The 23,383-nt window shown below is 37.9% G+C and carries 19 protein-coding genes; 16 read left to right on the plus strand and 3 right to left on the minus strand.

Going from position 1 to position 23,383, the window contains the following annotated elements; all coding sequences use genetic code 11:
• Positions 1 to 100 precede the first annotated feature (100 nt).
• The 14 genes from JL102_RS20155 to JL102_RS20220 all read left to right on the plus strand — a co-directional run bounded on the left by JL102_RS20155 (position 101) and on the right by JL102_RS20220 (position 18,072).
• On the plus strand, positions 101 to 2,350 hold the full coding sequence (locus tag JL102_RS20155; RefSeq protein ID WP_202246272.1) for a sodium-translocating pyrophosphatase: 2,250 nt from the start codon (positions 101 to 103) through the stop codon (positions 2,348 to 2,350).
• 181 nt (positions 2,351 to 2,531) lie between these two features.
• On the plus strand, positions 2,532 to 2,960 hold the full coding sequence (locus JL102_RS20160) for a DUF2147 domain-containing protein (protein ID WP_202246273.1): 429 nt from the start codon (positions 2,532 to 2,534) through the stop codon (positions 2,958 to 2,960).
• A gap of 115 nt (positions 2,961 to 3,075) precedes the next feature.
• Positions 3,076 to 3,615, plus strand: coding sequence for an RNA polymerase sigma factor (locus JL102_RS20165; protein WP_202246274.1), 540 nt, complete (start codon positions 3,076 to 3,078; stop codon positions 3,613 to 3,615).
• A 6-nt stretch (positions 3,616 to 3,621) separates the two neighbouring features.
• Positions 3,622 to 4,572, plus strand: a complete 951-nt coding sequence (locus JL102_RS20170; RefSeq protein ID WP_202246275.1) for a hypothetical protein — start codon at positions 3,622 to 3,624, stop codon at positions 4,570 to 4,572.
• A 136-nt stretch (positions 4,573 to 4,708) separates the two neighbouring features.
• Complete coding sequence (locus JL102_RS20175; RefSeq protein WP_202246276.1) at positions 4,709 to 5,605, plus strand: cell division protein FtsX; 897 nt, start codon at positions 4,709 to 4,711, stop codon at positions 5,603 to 5,605.
• A 3-nt stretch (positions 5,606 to 5,608) separates the two neighbouring features.
• Positions 5,609 to 5,833, plus strand: a complete 225-nt coding sequence (locus tag JL102_RS20180) for a DUF3098 domain-containing protein (RefSeq protein ID WP_202246277.1) — start codon at positions 5,609 to 5,611, stop codon at positions 5,831 to 5,833.
• On the plus strand, positions 5,820 to 6,617 hold the full coding sequence (locus JL102_RS20185; protein ID WP_202246278.1) for an undecaprenyl-diphosphate phosphatase: 798 nt from the start codon (positions 5,820 to 5,822) through the stop codon (positions 6,615 to 6,617). The genes JL102_RS20180 and JL102_RS20185 overlap by 14 nt, the downstream gene beginning before the upstream one ends.
• Complete coding sequence (gene truB, locus JL102_RS20190) at positions 6,617 to 7,273, plus strand: tRNA pseudouridine(55) synthase TruB (protein ID WP_202246279.1); 657 nt, start codon at positions 6,617 to 6,619, stop codon at positions 7,271 to 7,273. The genes JL102_RS20185 and truB overlap by 1 nt, the downstream gene beginning before the upstream one ends.
• Positions 7,273 to 8,202 carry a bifunctional riboflavin kinase/FAD synthetase gene (locus tag JL102_RS20195; protein ID WP_202246280.1) on the plus strand — a complete coding sequence of 310 codons (930 nt, stop codon included), beginning with the start codon at positions 7,273 to 7,275 and terminating at the stop codon, positions 8,200 to 8,202. Before truB ends, JL102_RS20195 begins: the two co-directional genes overlap by 1 nt.
• A 16-nt stretch (positions 8,203 to 8,218) precedes the next feature.
• Positions 8,219 to 10,192 carry an acetoacetate--CoA ligase gene (locus JL102_RS20200; protein ID WP_202246281.1) on the plus strand — a complete coding sequence of 658 codons (1,974 nt, stop codon included), beginning with the start codon at positions 8,219 to 8,221 and terminating at the stop codon, positions 10,190 to 10,192.
• A 42-nt stretch (positions 10,193 to 10,234) separates the two neighbouring features.
• Positions 10,235 to 10,570, plus strand: a complete 336-nt coding sequence (gldC, locus tag JL102_RS20205) for a gliding motility protein GldC (protein WP_202246282.1) — start codon at positions 10,235 to 10,237, stop codon at positions 10,568 to 10,570.
• A gap of 150 nt (positions 10,571 to 10,720) precedes the next feature.
• Positions 10,721 to 13,546 (plus strand): TonB-dependent receptor, encoded by a 2,826-nt coding sequence (locus tag JL102_RS20210; RefSeq protein WP_202246283.1) that lies wholly within the window; start codon positions 10,721 to 10,723, stop codon positions 13,544 to 13,546.
• Between the two features lie 13 nt (positions 13,547 to 13,559).
• Positions 13,560 to 15,053, plus strand: a complete 1,494-nt coding sequence (locus JL102_RS20215) for an SGNH/GDSL hydrolase family protein (RefSeq protein ID WP_202246284.1) — start codon at positions 13,560 to 13,562, stop codon at positions 15,051 to 15,053.
• 178 nt (positions 15,054 to 15,231) lie between these two features.
• Positions 15,232 to 18,072, plus strand: coding sequence for a response regulator (locus JL102_RS20220; protein WP_202246285.1), 2,841 nt, complete (start codon positions 15,232 to 15,234; stop codon positions 18,070 to 18,072).
• Here the strand turns inward: JL102_RS20220 and JL102_RS20225 are convergent.
• Complete coding sequence (locus JL102_RS20225; RefSeq protein ID WP_202246286.1) at positions 18,069 to 19,736, minus strand: DUF6909 family protein; 1,668 nt, start codon at positions 19,734 to 19,736, stop codon at positions 18,069 to 18,071. The genes JL102_RS20220 and JL102_RS20225 overlap by 4 nt on opposite strands.
• Positions 19,737 to 19,864: 128 nt before the next feature.
• On the opposite strand from JL102_RS20225, the gene JL102_RS20230 reads away from it, so the two are divergent.
• On the plus strand, positions 19,865 to 20,347 hold the full coding sequence (locus JL102_RS20230) for a DUF4112 domain-containing protein (protein WP_202246287.1): 483 nt from the start codon (positions 19,865 to 19,867) through the stop codon (positions 20,345 to 20,347).
• Between the two features lie 7 nt (positions 20,348 to 20,354).
• Here the strand turns inward: JL102_RS20230 and JL102_RS20235 are convergent, their stop codons facing one another.
• On the minus strand, positions 20,355 to 21,398 hold the full coding sequence (locus tag JL102_RS20235; RefSeq protein ID WP_202246288.1) for an App1 family protein: 1,044 nt from the start codon (positions 21,396 to 21,398) through the stop codon (positions 20,355 to 20,357).
• 402 nt (positions 21,399 to 21,800) lie between these two features.
• Here JL102_RS20235 and JL102_RS20240 point away from each other — a divergent pair, with 402 nt between their 5' ends.
• The gene (locus JL102_RS20240) at positions 21,801 to 22,037 is read left to right on the plus strand and encodes a hypothetical protein (protein ID WP_202246289.1); all 237 of its coding nucleotides are present in this window, start codon (positions 21,801 to 21,803) and stop codon (positions 22,035 to 22,037) included.
• A gap of 107 nt (positions 22,038 to 22,144) precedes the next feature.
• Here JL102_RS20240 and galK read toward each other — a convergent pair whose 3' ends face one another.
• Positions 22,145 to 23,311, minus strand: coding sequence for a galactokinase (gene galK / locus JL102_RS20245; protein ID WP_202246290.1), 1,167 nt, complete (start codon positions 23,309 to 23,311; stop codon positions 22,145 to 22,147).
• Positions 23,312 to 23,383: the final 72 nt, after the last annotated feature.

Here is a 23,383-nt window from a genome sequence, read left to right on the forward strand (position 1 = left end):
TTTCATTATAAGGTTTGTTATTTTATATTTGTTAAGGCGACAAGGCAGCAAAAACTACCATAATTGCCTGTACACGCAAATTCACTAAACCTACTTTGCAATGAATAAGATCCTCTATCTTGTTCCACTTCTAGGATTGTTGGGACTCATCATCATGGCATTTAAATCTTCCTGGGTAAAAAAACAGCCAGCAGGAACGGATAAAATGCAAACACTGGCTAATCACATACGCGAAGGAGCACTTGCATTTTTAAATGCCGAATATAAGGTGCTCGCAATTTTTGTAGTTATAGCAGGCATTCTATTATCAATTATAGCATCACTAGTAGAAACCACTCATTGGTTTATTATCATTTCATTTGTAATAGGGGCATTTTTCTCAGCCGTAGCAGGCAACATAGGCATGAGAATAGCCACTGCAGCTAATGTAAGAACAACTGAAGCCGCCCGAACCAGCTTACCTCAGGCTTTAAAAATATCTTTCACGGGAGGCACAGTAATGGGACTCGGGGTTGCCGGCCTGGCCGTATTTGGACTAAGCCTGCTTTTCTCTCTCCTATTTATTTGGTTCATGGATGGACAATGGACTACAAACGGCGTTCATGACATGACAATGGTATTAGAAGCACTAGCTGGCTTCTCCTTAGGCGCAGAATCAATAGCCCTATTCGCTAGAGTAGGTGGCGGCATCTATACTAAAGCAGCCGATGTGGGTGCAGATCTGGTGGGTAAAGTAGAAGCAGGAATACCTGAAGATGACCCAAGAAACCCCGCCACCATAGCCGATAACGTAGGTGATAATGTAGGCGACGTAGCAGGCATGGGTGCTGACCTATTTGGCTCATACGTAGCCACCGTACTCGCTTCTATGGTATTAGGCAACTATGTAATCAGAGACATGGGCGGCTCTATTAATGATGAATTTAATGGTATCGGGCCTATTCTTTTACCACTAGTAATAGCAGGATTAGGAATCATATTCTCCATTATAGGAACCTTCTTCATTAAAATAAAGGACAATACAGCAAAAGAGAACCAAGTACAAAGTGCCCTTAACCTAGGAAACTGGAGCTCCATTATTCTTACCGCTGTAGCTTCTCTTTTTCTCATCCCCTGGATGCTTCCTGAAACTATGCAAATGAACTTCTTTGGCATCGGGCTTAAAGATGTAAGTTCTATGAATGTTTTCTACGCTGTGTTAGTAGGGCTTGCCGTAGGGGGACTCATATCCTTTTTCACAGAATATTACACAGGGCTAGGTAAAAAACCCGTACTAGACATCGTTCAAAAATCCGCTACAGGAGCTGCCACCAATATTATCGCCGGGCTCGCTACGGGTATGATTTCCACTTTTGCTCCAGTACTCCTTTTTGCTGGTGCTATTTGGGGTGCTTATGCGTTGGCAGGATTCTATGGAGTGGCCATTGCCGCCTCAGCCATGATGGCCACTACTGCTATGCAGCTGGCTATCGATGCCTTTGGCCCTATTGCTGATAACGCCGGGGGAATTGCTGAAATGAGTGAACTTCCCGATGAAGTAAGGGAAAGAACAGATATTTTGGATTCAGTTGGAAATACCACCGCTGCCATCGGTAAAGGATTTGCTATCGCCTCTGCCGCACTCACTGCCTTAGCACTGTTCGCTGCCTATGTCACGTTTACAGGCATAGATGGTATTAATATTTTTAAAGCAGAAGTACTTGCTGCACTTTTTATTGGAGGAATGATTCCGGTAGTATTTTCAGCATTAGCGATGAACTCGGTAGGTAAGGCCGCTATGGAAATGGTGAAAGAAGTAAGAAGGCAGTTTAAAGAAATACCCGGCATTATGGAAGGCACAAGCAAGCCGGAATATGGTAAGTGCGTTGATATTTCAACCAAAGCAGCCATCAGAGAAATGATGCTCCCTGGAGCTATTACCATAATTTCCCCTGTTATTATAGGTTTTGTTATGGGACCAGAATGCCTGGGTAGCTATATGGCAGGCGTAGCTGTTTCAGGGGTACTATGGGCTATATTTCAAAACAACGCAGGTGGAGCATGGGATAACGCCAAAAAATCTTTCGAAGCTGGAGTAGAAATAGACGGCCAAATGACTTTCAAAGGCTCTGAAGCTCATAAAGCAGCCGTTACTGGTGACACCGTAGGAGACCCATTCAAAGACACCTCTGGCCCCTCTATGAATATCCTCATTAAACTCACTTGTCTGGTAGGCTTAGTAATCGCTCCAATTTTAGGTAAAATATATCAAAACGATTCATCCCATCAACCACATCTTAACAAAGCAAAAACAGAAATAAACCTTGAAACAAAACACATAGGATATTCAATTACTACAATAAAAAAATAGTTTTAACATTAAAAGACAAGAAAGAGCCATTTTACATAGCTCTTTTTTGTTTTTATTCTTCTAATAAAACTAATTCGTTTAGATTTACATTTGTGACTACAGTTTAAGGACCGAAGCCCTTTATAATCAACTTATCAAGTTGTTAATATTTATTTTGTAATATCCTTTAGCAAATATTACTATGATCAAAAAAATCTTGCTATTATTACTTAGCATAGCTCCTTTCCTGTGCCAGAGCCAGGATATTTTAGGTAAATGGAAAACAATAGATTCAGACTCAGGAGAGGCTCAATCCATTGTGGAACTATATAAAAGAGATGGTAAAGTCTACGGTAAAATAGTAAAGCTATTCAGAAAAGAAGGTCAGGACCCTGACCCTATTTGTGATGACTGCCCAAAAGACGATCCTCGCTATGGCAAAAAAATCATAGGTATGGAAATCATAAAGGATTTAGAAAAAGATGGCTCTGAGTACGTTGATGGCACAGTATTAAAACCTGATGAAGGAAGAATTTATAAGTGTAAAATATGGCTTGATAATGGTAAACTAAACATTCGAGGATACTGGGGGTTTCTATATAAAACCCAGGAGTGGACCAGAGCCGAATAAAGAAATATATAGTAAACTAACCTCATTTTATGTACTTGATAGAATTTTTTTATAATAGTCTCATAAAGCAAAGGTTACCAGAGTATATTTATATGTATAAAACAGCAGAGCTCAAATGAAGGACAACGAGGTTTTCGAACGGATATGCCGTGGTGACGAGACTGCCTTGGAGTATCTTTACAAAAAGTATTACCGGATGATGACCAAATTGGTTATCTCCAATAGTGGATCAGAACAAGAAGCAAAAGATATTTACCAAGATGCTCTTGTTGTTTTTTGGCAAAAGGCTACCAGTGGTAATTTGGTCCTTACGTCAAAAATAAGCACCTATCTCTATAGTATTTGCCAAAACCTATGGAGAAAGGAATTAGATAGAAAACGACGCCTCTCTCATGAAGAGAAAGATGGAGAGGAGTACATTGATATCGATACAAAAGAAAGATCTAAGATCATTACAGACTGTATTGGACAACTTGGTGAGACATGTAAAAAAGTGCTAATGTTTTACTATTTTGACGGGTTATCCATGCAAGACATAGCTGATAAGCTAGGCTTTGCTAATACTAACACCGCCAAAACGAAAAAATACAAATGTAAAAAGAAATTAGATGAACTAGTCAAATCTCAGTACTCTGAGAGCGACTTCCTTGATTAATTAAATATGAGCGAAGTAGAAAAAATCGATGCTTATTTCGGGAACGAAATGACAGAAGCAGAACAGATAGACTTTGAAAACTCAGTTCAAAATGACCCTACTCTAAAAAAGGAATTTGAGTTTCAAAATGATATCGTTAATGCTTTACGAGAAACCCGAAAAGCTGAACTAAAAGCAATGCTCAACAAAGTTCCTGTATCAGGATCTATGTCGACCAGCAGCTCATTTAGTGTAGGAAAAATTGCTTCATTAATAGTGGGTGCCGCTATAATGGGTGTAAGCGTATATTTCCTTACTAATTCAGATGCCGCCGGAAGTTTAGCCACTGAAAGCACAACCGAAACCCAACCTGTAAAACCTGAAACCTTACTTGAGTCTGCAGTTCCCTCTGAAAAATCAAATTCTCAACAAGATTTGATCGCAACAGAGAGCACTCAATTATCAAGTTCAGAAAGTAATGACGCGACAGTGCAGAGTTTCTCTGGTGTAGAATCTTCACCTAAGAATTCTGAAAACAAAATGAATACTACGACCTCTTCTACTGTTGAGAGTGAAGAGCAAAAAGTAGTTGTTAGCAAACCTGAGATAAACAAACCTGTTATTTCTAATTTTAACGATGCTACAAACAACACTGATAGCCTTGAGGCTCCTGGTGGTAGCCTTGTAAACAAAACTTACAAGGAACAGCGTAGCATGGAAGTAGAAATAGAAGAAGGAAGTAAAAAGCACAACTTCCATTATCACTTTGTAAATGGTAAGCTTTTCTTACTTGGTGACTTTGATAAGAATCTATATGAAATCTTGGAAATTAACACCACAACTGACAAAGCTATATTCCTATATTATAAAGGTCTATACTACAACTTAGATAAGAATCAGGAAAAAATATCAGCTCTTACTCCTATCAAGGATAATAGCTTAGTAGAAAAGCTTGAAAGAATTCGTTCTGAAGAGTAAACATCTGAAAAGATTTAAACAAAGAAGCCTCGGATTATGTCTGAGGCTTTTTTATTTGATATACTTGGCTTTATTTTGCCACAGGTTTAATAACTTGGCTAACAATTATTAAATTTGAAACAATCAAATCAACTGCGTGGAAAAAGATCAAAGAAGCAAAAAGAAGAAAAAACTAGGTAGCTATCCATATACCAGTGTGATATTTAGTATAACGCTGGCACTTTTTGTAATCGGTTTATTTGGACTTCTTCTTCTGCACACGAATAGACTTACCGAACTTATTAAGGACAACATAGAGCTTCAGGTTTACCTTGATAAAGATGTTACCGATAATCAGCGTATTCAGATACAAAAGACGCTTTCCTCTAAAGATTATGCTGCAGAAAAAGATGATGAAGTACAAATCAGTTTTGTTTCTAAAGAAGATGCTGCTGAAGAGTTTATCAAAGAAACAGGAGAAGACTTCAGTAGCTTCCTTGGAGAAAACCCTCTTAGAGATGCATATGTATTAAAAATAGCATCAGAGTTTCAAAAAACGGAAAAATTAGATTCTATTAAACAAGATATAGAAGGAGTAAGTGGCGTATTTGAGGTTGAGTATGAAAAAAACATGGTAGAATCCATAAATGAGAACCTTGCCACCATAAGTCTCTTGCTAATTGGTTTTTCACTTATTCTTCTTATTGCAGTGGTTATATTGATTAACAACACGATTAAACTAGCTCTTTTCTCTCAAAGATTTTTGATTAGAAGCATGCAGCTGGTAGGTGCAAAATCTTCGTTTATTCAAAAACCTTTTCTATGGAGAGCTACTCTGCATGGAATCATTAGTGGTGTATTTGCCAGTGCACTGCTATATTTATTAATAAATTTCGCTTATAGCAAAATCAATAATTTACAAAAACTTTATGAGCCGGATAAGCTCTTGATATTATTTTTAGCCTTGTTTATTTTGGGTGCCCTCATAGGTTTTATGAGCACCTACAGAGCTATCAAAAAGTATCTTAAAATGTCACTAGACGAATTATATTAAAACATGGAGAATAAAAGCAAGCTTCCTTTCGGTAAAAAAAATTACACCTTAATGCTAATAGGGTTGGCTGTTCTAGTTGTAGGTTTTGTCATTATGAGCATAGACTCAGAGCCTTTTGGTTTTGGCTTCATGGGATTAACCCTTGGACCGTTAGTAGTAATGGCTGGCTTTTTAATTGAAATTGTAGCAATCCTTCACAATCCTAAAGAGCAAAATGAGTCTAATTGAAGCTATCATCCTTGGTATAATTCAAGGGTTAACAGAATTTTTACCTGTCAGCAGTAGTGGTCATATAGAATTAGGAGCCTATTTACTGAATATCCATACTAGTGACAACCTTCTATTTACGATTATAGTGCATGCAGCTACTGCGCTGAGCACCATAGTCATTTTCAGAAAAGACATTCTGGAGATAATAAAAGACTTATTTAAGTTCCAATGGAATGAGTCTACTCAATTTGCAGCCAAAATAGCGCTCAGCATGATTCCTGTTGGAGTTATAGGTGTGCTCTTCGAAGATAAAATTGAAGCGTTATTTGCTGGCAATGTCACTTTCGTGGCTTTTATGCTTTTGATTACAGGTTTTTTGCTTACGGTTACTTATTATACCAGCGATGGCACTAAGAAAGTAACTTTTGGTCGAGCCATAATAATCGGTCTGGCACAGTCGATAGCCATTTTACCTGGTATTTCAAGATCTGGAACCACTATAGCTACCTCTTTATATTTAGGTGTGGAAAAATCAAGAGCGACCCGTTTTTCATTCTTGATGGTACTACCTCCTATTTTGGGCGCTGCCCTATTGAAAACTATTGATTTCATTAAAGCACCAGAAGTAGCAGCAGACAGCATCTCAGGCATTACATTATTAGCAGGCTTTATTGCCGCCTTTGTTTCAGGCTTACTTGCTTGCCAATGGATGATTAAAATTGTAAGACAAGGAAAACTAATTTACTTCGCCGTATACTGTATTATAGTAGCGATAGTTGTATTATCAGTAGTATATTTCTAATGAATAACACACCTCCAGAAGGCTCAGTACTGCTTATAGACAAGCCCTATCAATGGACTTCTTTTGATGTAGTAAAAAAGCTACGCTATGCCCTCAAAGTAAAAAAAATTGGTCATGCTGGTACATTGGATCCTCTTGCTACGGGTCTGCTAATATTGTGTACTGGTAAAATGACCAAGCAGATAGAAACATTTCAAGCTCAGGAAAAGGAGTACACAGGCAAATTTTACCTGGGAAAAACCACTCCTTCTTACGACTTAGAAACGGAAGTGGATAGTGAAACCTCTATTGATCATTTGCATGAGCAGGAAATACATGAAGCCACTATCCCTTTTACTGGTATTATAGAACAAACTCCTCCCATTTTTTCAGCCATTAAGGTAAATGGGAAAAGGGCATATGAAGGAGCCAGAAAAGGAGAAGATGTAAAATTAAAGTCTCGAAAAGTAGAAATAAAAGCCTTTGAAATTACTTCTATTGATTTGCCAGAAGTAAGCTTTAGAATTGTTTGTTCTAAAGGTACTTATATAAGAAGCATTGCGCATGATTTTGGTCAGGCGCTTGGCGTAGGAGCTCATTTATCAGAGCTACGACGAACCCGAATAGGCGATTTTTCCGTTGATGATGCTAAAACAATAGAAGAAGCTATCAGCTAATGAAAATCTACCATGGCATAGATGATTTTAAAAAGCTCGATTTTGCAGTAGTTACCAGCGGTACGTTTGATGGTGTACATATTGGGCATCAAAAAATACTTGAAAGGCTTAATGAAATAGCCAAGAAATGTAACGGAGAAACTGTTTTAATCACTTTTTGGCCTCACCCCAGGCTGGTCTTATATCCAGATGACAGCAATTTGAAACTACTCAATACTTTCGAAGAAAAGGCTGAGTTACTTAAAAATCAAGGCATTGACCATCTTATTAGAATACCATTTACCAAAGAATTTTCTAACCTTACTTCGGAAGAATTTATAAGGCAAATATTAGTAGATACTATAGGTACAAAAAAGCTGGTTATAGGTTACGATCATCGTTTTGGAAAGAACAGAGAAGGTGGTTTTGAATATCTCAAGGCTCACTCAGCAGAATATGGTTTTGAAGTGGAAGAAATTTCCAGGCAAGATATCGACAACGTAGGTGTTAGTTCCACCAAAATAAGAAAAGCCTTACTAGAAGGTGATGCGACTACTGCCACGGAACTCTTAGGCAGACCCTATAGTATTAATGGCAGAGTAGTAAAAGGTGAAAAACTAGGTCGAATTATAGGTTTTCCTACTGCTAACATAGAACTTGACTTTCGTCATAAACTCATTCCCGCTGACGGTTCTTATGCTGTTAAAGTTATGTGTAATCATAATTTTTACAACGGAATGCTAAACATTGGCTATCGTCCTACGGTTTCAGGTACAAGACGGACCATAGAAGTAAATATTTTTGACTTTAACCAAGATATTTATGGAGAAAACGTTTTAATTAACTTTATTGGCCGCATAAGAGATGAAATAAAATTTGAGGACATTGAAGCCCTAAAGGCTCAGCTCAAAGAAGATAAATTAACAGCCCAAAAAATATTGTACAAGTGATATAAATTGAGTTATTATGAATCCGCAGGACACCCCAAAGCAACTATGGTCACCCAGTAATGATTTCATTAACCAGACCAACCTGTCGGATTATCTCAAATGGCTAAAGTCCTACAAAGAACTATCCTTCAGCAATTATCACGAACTCTGGAAATGGTCTACTGATCATATAGATCAATTTTGGGAAACCGTGTGGCAATATTTTAACATACAAGGAGGTGAGTACTCTTCCGTAGTATCTGGAGCAAAAATGCCTAGCTATAAATGGTTTGAGGGGGCCCAAGTTAATTATGCTGAGCATATTTTCCTATCCTATTCGGAGGATATACCGGCGATCATATCAAAAAAGGAAGGCCAGCCAGCCGAAGAAACTTCTTGGAGCGAATTAAAAATAAAAGTAACTCAAGTACAACAGCTACTCAAACAGTGGGGAGTGCAGGCAGGAGACAGAGTAGTGGCCTATGTACCCAACTGCTTAGAAGCTACTGTAGCTTTTCTGGCCGTGAACAGCTTAGGGGCTATCTGGTCTAGCTGCTCTCCTGACTTTGGACTTAGCTCTATTATAGATCGATTTGAACAAGTAAAACCAAAAGTACTGATAGGAGTAGATGGCTATAGTTATGGAGGAAAAAAATTTGATAAGACTTCTATCATCACCTCTATACAAAAAGCCCTCCCCTCTTTGGAGCATACTTTACTTATACCATATATCAACGCTGACATTTCTTCTTTAGATAACTATTATTCATGGAACGATCTTCCCTCAGCCGACAATAAAACGCTTGATTTCCATAGAGTTCCTTTCAATGACTCTATCTGGATTTTATATTCTTCGGGCACTACAGGAGCGCCTAAAGCCATCACACATAGCCAGGGAGGCATATTACTTGAGCATTATAAATATGTAAGCTTTCATCAGAATGTAAGACCAGGAGACCGATGCTTTTGGTACACTACTACAGGTTGGATGATGTGGAACTATATACAGAGTGCCTTATTATGCCGAGGAACCATAGTGCTTTATGATGGTAGCCCTGCTTGGCCTACAGTAGATGCCCTATGGCAAATGGCCGATGAGTTAAGAATAAATCATTTCGGCACCAGTGCCGGCTATATAGTTGCAAATATGAAAGAAGGGAAAAAGCCAGGAATAGAGCATAACCTTTCATCATTGATATCTATAGGATCTACTGGCTCTCCCCTACCTCCTGAGGGCTTTGACTATGTCTATGAACATATAAAACACGACGTGTGGCTAACTTCTATGAGCGGAGGCACAGATGTATGCAGTGCCTTTGTTGGAGGTGTACCTACTTTGCCTGTTTATGAAGGTGAGATTCAAGCCAGAGCACTAGGCTGTCATTTATTAGCCTATAATGAAAATGGTGAGCCTGTCACTAATGAAGAGGGGGAGATGGTTATAACCCAGCCTATGCCCTCAATGCCTATTTTTTTCTGGAATGATGAGCAGCATGAACGGTACAAAGCCAGTTATTTTGAAATGTATTCAGATGTTTGGAGGCACGGCGATTGGATTAAGATCACCCCTAGACATGGAATTATTATATATGGTAGGTCTGATGCTACCCTCAATAGAGGCGGTGTCAGAATCGGGACAAGCGAAATTTACAGGGCCGTAGACCAAATTACTGAAATACAGGATAGCCTGGTAGTTTGTATTGAAACCAAGTCCGGGGACTTTTACATGCCACTTTTTGTAAAGATGCAAAAAGATCAACCACTTACCCCTGAGCTTATATCTAAAGTAAAAAAGACAATTAGAGAGAGTTACTCCCCAAGACACGTGCCTGATGAGGTCATCGCCATAAATGAGATCCCTTACACCATCAGCGGAAAAAAGACAGAGACCCCTGTGAAAAAAGTACTTATGGGTAAGGATATTAAGCAAGCTATGAACAAAGATGCCTTGAAAAACCCAGATGCTATGAACTTTTTTATTAATCTCGCCAAAGAATTAGAGGTTGGTTAACCAAATCAATATACCTTTGCCTGTTCAAAAAAGAATGAGATAATGAGGAAATCAGAAATTAATTTCACTGTAGAATTAGATAAAGATAATATACCTGAAAAAATCAGTTGGGATGCCACTGAAAAGCCCGAAGGTGAACTTTCAGAAACGAAAAGCATTAGTGTATCTCTTTGGGATGATATTCAAAAGAACACTATGCGTATAGACTTGTGGACTAAAGACATGCCTGTAGACGAGATGAAAAGGTTTTATGTAGACTGCCTAGGGGGCATAGCACAAACGCTTCTTAACAGCACAGGAGATGAATTTATGGCATCGGAGATCAACAATCTGTGCGAGAAACTAGCTGAACATATTAGAAAAGAGACTGAGGGTTAATCTTGGGCTTCTATAAATCTTCGTAAACGATTCCGAAAAACTGATTAATACACTTAATTTTTAGAAGAATTTCTTGTACATTGAGTTAAAGACTGCCTTGCGCATGCTTGGCAACATTCTCATGATAACTTATTCGTTAACTCAATGACTATGAAAAAAACCTTTTATCAGGGAGTACTTCTTATTTTATTTTTCGTTGGAAGTATTCACTTAAGCCTAGCTCAAACCACACTATCCGGTACTGTAAAAGATGCTGAGACAGGCGGCCCTTTGGCAGGCGTAAACATAATAGTTAAAGGAAAAGTAATAGGTACCATCTCAGCACCAGATGGCACCTATTCCTTAACAGTACAAGAGGCCCCTCCTTTCACCTTAGTATTCTCCTTCATTGGCTACACCCCTCAGGAGAAGGAAGTTACAGGTGGTATTTCAAAGATTGACGTTTCTTTAGCCGCTGAAACCATGCTAGGCCAGGAAGTTGTAGTATCTGCTTCACGTGTAGAAGAAAACATCCTCCAATCTCCCGTTTCCATTGAAAAGATGGACATCAGGGCCATACAAGAAACCGCCTCCCCTAGTTTCTATGATGCTATTGCTAATCTGAAAGGAATAGATGTAAGTGCCCAAAGTATGACTTTCAAGTCTATCAATCCCAGAGGTTTTGGCGCTAATGGAAACAACCGAATAGTTCAGCTTATTGATGGCATTGATAATCAGGCCCCTGGTCTTAATTTCCCTGTAGGAAATATTGTAGGTATCAGTGACCTGGACCTGGAGAGCGTAGAAATATTGCCTGGAGCCGCATCTGCATTATATGGCCCTAACGCTATTCAAGGTATAATTCTCATGAATAGTAAAAGTCCTTTCGAATATCAAGGACTAAGTGCCTCAGTAAAGGTGGGTGTTAACCATGTAGATGAAGAAGATGATGACATGTCTGCCTATACTGACTATTCCATTCGCTATGCAAAAGCTTTTAACAACAAATTTGCTTTTAAAGTAACCGCTTCTTATCTCAAAGCGAATGACTTCAGAGGTGTTGACTATAGAGATCAAAGTAATCTGGTGGAAACGAGCCCAGAATATGACCCTAAACAGCCTGGGTATAGGGATAGCAATAGGACTTATGACGGTGTGAATGTTTATGGAGAACCATTAGTTAATCTAGGACAAATTGCCGATGGTGTTATTGAAGGTGGTGGAGCCTCTGGTGCTCAGATTGCAGCCATCAGACCTCTTATTCCGAATGGAGAAGCTGGCAATTTCACTCCCCTTGGTTTCTCCGAAAGAGAATTTGTAGATAACACTACAGAAAGCTTAAAAATGGGTACTGCACTACACTACAGAATTACTGATGAATTAGAGCTTATAGGTCAGTACAATCTGGGTTTTGGTAGCACTGTTTACACTGCTAATGACAGGTTTGTGCTAGATGACTTTTCCATCTGGACAGGAAAACTAGAACTCAAAGGATCTAACTTTTTCATAAGAGCATATACTACTCAGGAGGATGCTGGTGATAGCTATGCCGCTAATACCCTGGCTTCTCTTATGAATGCGAATTCATATATACCTGCCTATTTTCAAAACTGGGTGGGAGCTAGAACTAGTGGCCAGTCAGTAGAGGCCGCTCATCAATTTGCCAGAGACAACACTTCTCGCTTAGAAGTTGGATCTGCTGAATATAACGCATCATTTGATGAATTAAGAAGTACCCCTATTTCTGAAGGAGGAGCAAAGTTTTTAGATGAAACCAGTCTTTATCATGTAGAGGGTATGTATAACCTTTCAGAACATATCAATTTTGCAGAGGTCATTGTAGGAGCGAATTTTAGAAGGTATAATCTAAGCTCAGGCGGAACCCTATTTGCCTTGGAAAACATAGATACAGGCGATGAGTTCGATATCGATGAGTTTGGAGGCTACCTGGAAGTGAAAAAATCTGTAGCTGATGAAAAACTGGATTTAACTGGTTCCATCCGTTATGACAAAAATGAATACTTCAAAGGACAATTTTCTCCAAGACTATCTGCCGTATATTCTATGGGCGAAAACAAAATGCATAACATCAGGGCGTCTTACCAAAGAGGCTTCCGAATACCTACCACTCAGGATCAGTTTATCAATTTAGATGTAGTAAGCAGAAGGTTAGTAGGTAGTAATGAAGCGCTGGTTGATCAATTTAATTTCAGAACCAATGCGGTATACAATTTAACAGACCTGCAAGCAGTAAGAAATGGCGAAATGTCTATTGACGACCTTAAGCCATGGACAGATTTTGAGTTCGAAACAGAAAAAGTAAGCACTTATGAAATTGGCTATAAAAGTGTAATTAGTAACAAGCTAATGATTGACGCTTACTACTACTATAGCAGTTACACTGATTTTATTTCTGAAGTAGATTTAATACAAACGGCAACAGGCAACAACAACGCAGGACCTACTCCTCTTTACGCAGGTCCTGCAGCATCTAAGCAAGAGCTCGTGAACGGTACTGTTGATGTGGCGAGGTACGGATTTGATATTAACTCAGATGAAACTGTTAACGCCCACGGATTTGCGGTAGGTGTTGATTACACACTCCCTAAAGGCTTTCAGGTGGGTGGTAATGTGGCTTACAATGAGCTGATCAATGAAGATGATCTGAAAGAAAAAGGCTTCAATTCATTCTTCAATACTCCAAAATGGAGATATAACCTGAAGTTTTCTAACCGAAAACTGACTGATCATCTGGGGTTTTCCATTAATTACAGATGGCAGGATGCGTTCTTCTGGGAATCATCATTTGGAGAAGGAGTAATACCTGCTTTCGGCACAGTAGATGCGCAAGTAAGCTACAAGTTACCTAGCTTAAAATCCACACTCAAATTAGGAGGATCAAACATTTTAAACGAAAGGTATACCACCTCATTCGGCAACCCAAGAATTGGTGCTATCTATTACTTAAGCCTCACGTTTGATCAATTTTTCAACTAATAATATTTAGAAAATGAAAAACCTTAAAAATATTACTTTTCTAATGATCATCTCAGGAGCCATATTTAGCTGCGACACAGAAGATGAACTTATAGAAGAACGCATAAAGGACAACACTACAGAAATACCTTATACCCAGGGAGAAGCAGATTTCAGCAATTATGTAGCTATTGGCAACTCACTAACCGCAGGCCTTATGGATGCTGCACTTTATACCGATGGACAAAATAGTGCATTTCCAAACCTGATTGGAAAGCAATTAGTGGAAGCGGGCTTCACCTCATCATTTAACCAGCCAGATATTAACGCTGTCAATGGGTATAATATAAGCCTCAATAGTAATCCGGCTGAGGCCACCTATGGCAAGTACATTTTGGACACCTCCATCCCCGGGCCTGTACCAACTACTCCCGGAGATGTGATTACGCCCTATAGCGGTGACAAATCTGAACTTAACAATTTTGGCGTACCTGGCTTGAAAATAGCAGAAATAAACACGCCTGCCCTAGCTAACAATGGCTTTTACGCTCGCTTCGCTTCTAACCCAGGTACTTCTACCCTTATTGCCGACATACTAAGCTCTGACCCTACTTTCTTTACTTTATGGTTAGGTAATAATGAAATATTAAATTATGCTAATGCTGGAGGAACAGGAGATGATCCTCTCACCACCTATAGCCAAGCTCAGTTTACTACTGACTATTCTACTGTACTTGGTCAGCTGACAAAAAAAGAAGCTAAGGGAGTAGTGCTCAATATACCGCCAGTATTATTAGTACCATATTTTAGAGCTGTACCTTACAACCCTGTACCGTTAGATGCCACTTCTGCGGCTCAGCTTAACGCTGGTTACTCAACCTATAATAATGGCCTACAAGCAGCTCTGATGAATAATTTAATAGATAAAGAAGAGGCTGATCGTAGAACTATCAAATTCTCTGAAGGTCAAAATGCTTTTGTAATGGTAGATGAATACCTTACAGACCTAAGTGCATTTGGCCTTCCTAATTACAGACAAACAGAAGCTACTGACCTTATTCCTTTACCTACTTCCAATGCGCTTAGCACTGGCGTAGGCACCTCCTCTGCTGCAGAAGACAAATATGTACTCTCTCTGGAAGAACAAACTGCTGTTATCACTGCACAGGCTACTTATAATGCGGTGATCAGTGGTATTGCTACAGCTACTCCTGGAGTAGATATGTTTGATGTACAACCATTATTTGCTGACTTAGCTGGGCTTACTCCGGAACAGGCTAAAATGTTAGCACTCACAGATAAAGCTCAGGAAGCAGCTGACGGAGAAAAAGGATTAACTTATGAAAGTGTGAATATTGCCCCGGATTTTAGCCCTTCCGGATTATTTTCCACTGACGGAATACACCCGAATCCTAGAGGACATGCCATTATTGCTAATGAACTCATAAATTTTATTAATGACAAGTACAATGCTAACATACCTTTGCTAAACACGACTACTTATAGAACTGTATTATTGAAAAATTAGAATTTCTTGCTCTTAACAAGGCTCTCTTTGCTTAAAGAGAGCTTTTTTTTCGCCCTACCTAAAGCAAACGCCTTCATAGAGCGTCAATATATGTCAATTTACTTATTTAATTGATTTATTTAAGGTTAAATATTACATAACTAACTATCTAAACCTTCAATTCTATATATTAACAGTAATGTCTGAGCGAACAAAAATACCCTCCTCTACTTCAAATTTTGAAGAAATTGTTGAATCGCTAGAGGATATGATCTATGAGTTGGATAACCATGGCTGTTTTAAATATGCTAACGCCAGCCTGGTAAAATATTCAGGTTACTCTAAAGAAGAGCTTCAGCAGATACCTTATTTTAAAATAGTTAAACCAGAACAGAGAGATGAGCTTGTCAATTTTTATAAAAACCAGCGAGACAAAAAACAAGCAGATACTTACTTCGAATTTATTTTAGTCGCTAAAAATGGCGATGAAATATGGGTTGGTCAAAATGTGCATATGTCCTTTCAGGATGAAATAGTGACTTCCATAAGAGCGGTAGCAAGAAACATCAATCATTTAAAAGCTTCAACAGAGATCATTCTCAACAATGAATCGCAACTCAATGAATTAATTGCACATATAGACCTGTTTAACCAAATGACCCTTTCACTACACTTAAGTGAACAGGAGCAGATACACCAGGCCATTGAAATCCTCTCTACTTACTTTGAACTGCCAGTGGGCATTATCTGTAAAATTGAAAATGATCATTTCCATATAATAGATTTCTATACGAGTGATTCAGGGGTGAAATTAAACGCAGAGATAGGTCTTAAAAACACCTACTGTGCTCTTCCATATGAAGAAAAGAAAATTATTTCAATTGAAAACACATCCCATTCTACCTATGAAAAACGCGAGAGCATAGCCAACTTCAACGTAAAAACATTTATCGGTGTACCTATTTGGGTTAATGGAAAATGCTATGGCTCGTTTAATCTGTTATCCCCCACTCCAAAAGCGAGTTCTTTCAGCAAAAGGGAAATTGAGTTCATTTGGCTAGTATGTAATTGGTTAAGCAATGTAATAGAAAAAAGAGACTATGAACTGCTGCTTAAGCGACAGTCTCAGCTACTCAAAGACACCCAAAACATGGCTAACATTGGGCATTGGGAAGTAGACCTATTACAACAGAGCATCTTTTGGTCAGACATTACAAAAAGAATTCATGAAGTGGAGCCGGATTTCGTTCCTACAATGGAGGCCGCGTTTCAGTTTTATGATGAAAGTTCAAAGCCAGTAATAAGTGAGTTAATTAATCATGCTGTAACTAATGGAGAAGGATGGGAATGCAAACTGGGCATTATTTCTGCAAAAGGAAACCATAAATGGGTACGAACTATCGGCAGTGTAGAATGGCAAAATGAAAAAGTGAGCAAGCTGATAGGAGTATTTCAGGATTTCACTCATGAAAAAAAGCAAGAGGAAGAGCTTATAAGGGCCAAAGAAGAAGCTGAAAATGCATCTCAGGCTAAAGCTGATTTTTTATCGGTAATGAGTCATGAAATACGCACACCTCTTAATGCTGTGATTGGGCTTGCCCATATCTTGTTAGAAGAAAAGCCTCAAGATCATCAGCTTGAAAACCTAAACACATTAAAATTTTCTGCCGAAAATCTACTTTCACTTATTAATGACATCTTAGATTTTAATAAACTAGAAGCGGGAAGAGTGGATATAGAGGCCATTGATTTTAACCTTTTAGATACCATCAAAGGCATAAAACAATCTTTGGTACTACGGGCAAAAAAGCAACCTATAGATATTCAAACGAGAATAGACATTAAAGTACCCGAATACGTCAAGGGGGATTCCACACGACTAAGTCAAATACTTAATAACCTAACCGGAAACGCGCTAAAATTCACCAGCGAGGGTCATATCATTATATCTGCCCATGTTACTGAGGAAACCCAAGATACTATATCCATACAGTTCTCTGTAAAAGATAGTGGAATAGGTATAGCGAATGACAAACATGAACAGATATTCAACAAGTTTAGCCAAGCCGAAATAGAGACCACCCGAAAATTTGGAGGTACCGGCCTGGGCCTTGCTATAACCAAAAAGCTGATCAATATTATGGGCGGAGAAATTCGCGTGGAAAGCATTTTGGGAGAAGGGGCTAACTTTTTCTTCACTCTTACCTTTGAAAAAAGTAATAAAAAGGCCGTTGAAGAAACTAAATCTAACATTTCAGATATTAGTAATGAAAGCCTCAAAGGAGTATCGATTCTTTTGGTAGAAGATAATATAGTAAATCAGATGGTTGCTACAAAATTCCTTGACATGTGGGAGATTCAGGTAGACACGGCTGAAAACGGACTTGAAGCACTCTCAAAAGTCTCTGAAGGCACATATGACCTTATTTTGATGGATTTGCAAATGCCTGAAATGGATGGATATACTGCCAGTAGAGAAATAAGAGCTATGGGTGGTGATTTTAATAAGATACCCATTATAGCACTTACTGCATCCGCTCTGTCTGATATAAGATCTAATGTACTAGAAGCAGGCATGAATGATTTTGTATCTAAGCCGTTCAACCCTAAAGATCTATTTGAAAAAATAAGTCAAAACCTCAATAAAGAGCTATCTAAGACCAATTCTGCCTCTCCAAAACCAAAACCAAAGCCTCAGTTTATTAACCTTGCTAAGCTAGAGGCACTGGCAGATAAGAATATCCCGCTTATGATTAAGCTACTACAAACCTTTACACAGGAGATGATGAAATTTAAAGACAGGTATATTGAAGCTATGAAGCAAAAAGATATAGATGCTCTTAAATCAGCGCATCACAAAATTTCACCAACCTTGAAAATGCTGGAAATCCGTCTCTTAGAAACACAAATAGCAAAAGGTGAAGACTTGCTAAGCACTGAAGATTATGACCAAAGAGCAATGACTAATAATGTAATGAACGTAAAACAGCTCACAAATACCATCATTGATCTTTGTCATAAAAAACTAAATACGCTCTAGTTCAAGATTTTCTTCAGTATAGCAGAAGTAATCAAATAAGTGGGCTTCACTCCTTCCAGCCCCAGACTACCTGATGCCAGCGTACTGCCTGTAACCAGAGGGTTATCTGAAGCATAATAAGCATACCTTACTTTAATATCTTCTTTGATACTTTTCCTTATTTTAGCTGCTGATTGAATTGCTTTTTGATAATGAGCCCCTTCCATTTCCAGACCTACAGCATTCCAGGTGGAAGTAAGGAAGTGATTGAGTACGTCTCTGTTTTGCAATGAAGTCCCCATAACGGTAATCATAGTTCCTTCATAAGTAGATATTTTACCTTTAAACTCAGCCGGATCAAGGTCATTATCAATAGGGTAATTGTCTGCAGTACCTTCAAAAACATGTGCAGTAGGTAGCATAATATCACTCTTATTCCCTGTAAGAATTCCTGCTTTACCCATAATTGAAACCGATTGAATATTCATATCAAAAATATTCTTACTCGCCTCATAAGGCTTTAGCAGCTCATCCATACACTCAAAAGCTTGCTCTCCAAAGGCATAGTCCATAACTATGAGCACCGGTGGCTCCAATTTCTGAGCAGGTTTGAACTCCTCTGGTAAGCTATTAAAATCCACATGCGCCAAATCAAAAATCTGAACGGATAAATTGGTACCCGACTGATCTTGAATTTCATGCAGCCCATGCTCTAGCGCATACTCTTTAATTTGATTGCGCATTTCACTATTCTCTTCTTTATTAGTTAAAGAAGCCAGTTCTTCCAGAGAAGAGAACTTTTCGCCCTTTAAAGCTACTGAGCCATATATAGCATTAAGAAAACTATGTAAGTTAGCACTTATGATATGAATAGGCCGCTGATGCAATTCCTTTCCATAAATGTATGATTTTATCTTTCGAGCCCATTTCTCACCATATATGTGATGGCCAATTATCTCTCTCAATTTAGATGAAAAAGTAATTTCTCTATCTGTTGCTTCCAGCGCTTCATTAATGGCAGTTTGCCCCAGCCAATACACCAAATGATAGAGACTGTTACTATTTTTTCCTATGCGGAATTTCTCTATGGCCACCTGCGTCTCCTTAATCGTTCTACCCAAGAAGTTACTTAAATAAACCGCTGCTTTTTTCTCATCAAAACTCTTTCCTTCTTCTTCGAGCTTCACAATCTCTTCCAGCCTATACCAATCGTCGATGATTCTCCCTTTTTGATCCAAGCAGTGATTTTTAATTTTTTCGCCTTCTATGAACAGAAAAGTGAGGTGAGTAAGAATATCATAAATATCACTTCTACCACGAGTCATCTCTATGTACATACGGTCCTCATCTATCCGGTAGCAATTTCTTCTTCTCTTCACTGGTACCATGGCTACATGCCCCGCTTCTTCATAACCTTCCCTAGCTACTAATTTTATGAATCGACACTCTTCTATACCTAAGGGTAGTCTCTCTATTACATATAAAAGTCCGTCTAACTCCACCTTGCTAGGATCAGCTACCGTACCGTAAATTTCGGGCTTAAGGGTAAGCAATGCCTCTATCAATGATTTACCAGACACCCCTAAAGGCTTATAACTACCTCTAATGAATAAGTGTCTCATAGTTATGTACAAGCGCTCAATAGCAGCCCTTGATTCTCTCGTTCTCTCTTTCGATCCTGTCATTGTTATTTATAATATTCTGTAACTAAACTACTGAAATTTTTATCTTTAAAAGAACGAAAATTCCCGTATAGCCTACAAAGCTAGCAAGCTCAATAATTTTTGGCATTATTTTTCCAATTATTAATGATATGGAAACAATAATAACACACCCTTCAAGCACTAAAAATGATTTTGAACATATTGAAAAAATCTCAAATCTACTAGATAGTAAATTCACAATTCCAGGCACCAAGATCAGGTTCGGATTAGATCCTATCTTCAGCCTGATCCCAGTACTGGGAGACGCTGCTACATTTTTCATCAGTAGCCTATTGGTTTGGCATATGTCTAATCATGGCGCAAGCCAAAAAGTAGTTGTAAAAATGATGGGAAACGTAGCTATAGACACTCTCATCGGTTCTATTCCTCTAATAGGGACTGTATTTGATGTGTTTTTCAGATGCAATAATCGAAATGTAAAGCTCTTAAAAGAACACTATCAGGAAGGCAAACATCAAGGTTCTGGTAAAGGCATTATTGTCTGCTGGATGATTATTGGCGGTGCAATCATTCTAATTTTGTGTTATGCTATATTAAAATTATTGGTAGAATTTTTTCAATGGCTATTTTAGAATCTAGCTACACCAAAGCTTTATTTTTCAAGTGCTGAATAGCGTCGAATGAATGATTCATCACTAAAAAATCTGCAGATACCTTCTGCCCCATAGCACTAATTTCTTTTAGACGGGCCTCGTCTCTAACATGCCGAATGTAAATGGCCTTGACTTGATTAGGGTATTTTTCACACAGACTTGTGTAAATTTCGGGATCTTTCTGACCACTGTCTCCAATAAGAATAAACTCTAATTCTGGGTACATCTGAAAAATCTCTTCTACGTAGGATTTTTTATATTTATCAGTATTCTGCTTAAACCACTTGTCATTTTCTAAACCCAAATTTCTAAGTAAAAAAGGCGCTTTAGGTATGTTATGGTGCTTACAAAATTTAATAAGTAAGTCATAAAGGTTAAAAGAACTTCCGGATACGAAAAACAGCGGATTTTTGTTTTTATTCACTAGCAAATGATATAGCTCCTCCACCCCTTCAAAAGGAGTTCTGCTTTCCGAATTTTGAGTAAGCAGTGTATAAAGCTTTTTCACAGGGTTTGTGGCAAAACTCTGAATAATAGTATCATCAACATCAGATATAACCCCAAAATCAGCAGACTGATCACATACTAAAATTTCTCCCTCTGCATATGAAATACACTCCACATCATAAGGAATAGATTCAATTTCGATGGCTACTTTGTGCCAACCATTACTTAACTCTCCGGGTTGGTGGTAAAACTCAAATTCAAAATATCCCTCCTCATTGGCATACGCATTTACCTTCTTACCCGCCAAGGTAGCACTGAGTTGCACAAAAGGAATTTCATCACTTTCATATCTCTTGAATACTTTCTTAATATTTGCCCAAATAGTACTACCATTATTGCCAGAAGTATGCACCTCAGCTTCCTGCTCTAGTATTCTACCTGATATTACACTTCTAATACTATTACTATACCCTAAAAAAGGATATATGATCACTGTATCAAAAAGATTCAACTTCTCCTTGAGCTTTAATTTGAGATGATCTAAAGACGCCTCAACCCGACTTGCTTTTTCTTTTTGACTCATATTAGAAAAACACTATAGCACATAAGATGTTTTTAAATTCACCTATGTAAAAAAAGGGAACAATAAGTAAAAAAAGAGAAGTAAGAATTTTTATTTCATGGAATTCCCATAAAGAGAGTAAAAATAATATAAACTAAAATAATTAAAATACTTTCTAATAAAGTCTCACTCGTGCGCAATAAAACATAAACAATTGAATTACAGCAATATAGATTAATAAAAGAAATACCTTATAGGTAAAAACCCCTATTTAATTAGGGGTTTTTGCCTACTAAATATCTGCCCACCTTATTGAAATAATAACTAAATTGCTATTAGATAAGGAAAAAGTGCTCTATGTATGGTCCATATAAATCAATTAAATTTCTTGAAGACGAAAAAGAGTCTCCTCGATCCAACTGTATGCAAACAAACATTGTTACGGATAAAGTCATTTACATTTTAGAGAATACACTTCAAAGAGAAGCTTACAAAAGGCTAAAAACTCAGGAGAAGAGATTGCTTTTTTTTAAAGATCATTTCATTATTCGTGATCATGAATCCAGGAACCTATTGAGTTACCTTAATTGCGACAATGTGGAGGATTTCGAAGAAAAAATCAATTATCTGATCACTAAGATTGAACATCAAACTGCTTAGCCACAATTTGGGGAAAGTAGATATTTAAAGGCACAAAAAAACCACTTCAGTTTGATAGCATAATTATGCTAAGCTCTAAAGTGGTTAATTAAAATGTGTAATTATTTCTATTTTATGATATGAGTACCATCACTGATGTTCACATCATAAAAGTCAAGATCAATATCAAATTTAGCTTTATACTGAGATGCCAACTCTTCCTTAAAGGTAGGGATATACTCATTCTTCACCAGATTGATAGTACAACCTCCGAAACCTCCTCCCATCATTCTAGCACCTTTTACTTCCTCTTTTGAGTTAGCAAAATCTGCCATAAAATCAATTTCAGGGCAAGTAATCTCATACTCATTTTTCATGGCATCCTGAGCACTTGCTAGAATGGAAGAAACCTCATCAAAGTCGTGTCTTTTTAAAGCATCACAAAAACGTTCTACTCTTTCATTTTCTTCCACTACATATTTACATCTTAAATAAACCACAGCATCAAACTCATCTTTGTGAGTTTGCAACATTTCCATGGTTACATCTCTTAATGATTCTACCTGAGGATAATGAGACTTAAGCAATGCTACACCTTCTTCACACTGAGTTCTTCTCACATTGTACTCAGAGCTGGCTAGGTTATGACTTACATGACTATTGCATAACAACAAGCTATATTCCTTAAGCTCCAATGGAAAATAATTATACTCTAAAGATCTACAATCAAGTAAAATAACTTGATCTTCTTTACCCATAACACTGGCAAACTGATCCATAATACCGCACATTACACCCACATAATTATGCTCAGCTTTTTGAGAGGCTTTTATTATCTGCTCTTTTTCCAGACCCAAGCCAAAAAGTTCGTTAAGACCAAGTGCAGTACCGCACTCTAAAGCAGCTGATGATGACATACCTGCTCCTTGTGGTACATCTCCACTAAATACTACATTAAATCCGTCAAGCTCTTTTCCTATGCTTAACAGCTCACAAGCTGCTCCTAACACATAATTATACCATTTTTGTTCTACCTTAAAAGTAGGTTGGCTAATATCAAAAGAGAAATCCTCATCTTGATCTACAGATACTAATCTGGATTTTTTACTTCCGCTTTTACCTAAGGCCATATATATGCTCTTATCTACAGCAGCGGGCAGTACAAAGCCTAAATTGTAATCTGTATGCTCTCCTATCAAATTTATCCTTCCCGGAGATCTAACAATAATTTCTGGAGCACCACCAAACTCCTCCGAATAAGTAGATTTTATCTTTTCTAATATGGTTGTATTCATGAGTTTTACTTTAGAATGCAAATATATTCAATATTAACATTTTTAGAGTTAAATACAATTATTTTAAACGTA

The sequence above is a fragment of the Fulvivirga sediminis genome (assembly GCF_016757215.1).
In the GTDB taxonomy this organism is placed as follows: domain Bacteria; phylum Bacteroidota; class Bacteroidia; order Cytophagales; family Cyclobacteriaceae; genus Fulvivirga; species Fulvivirga sediminis.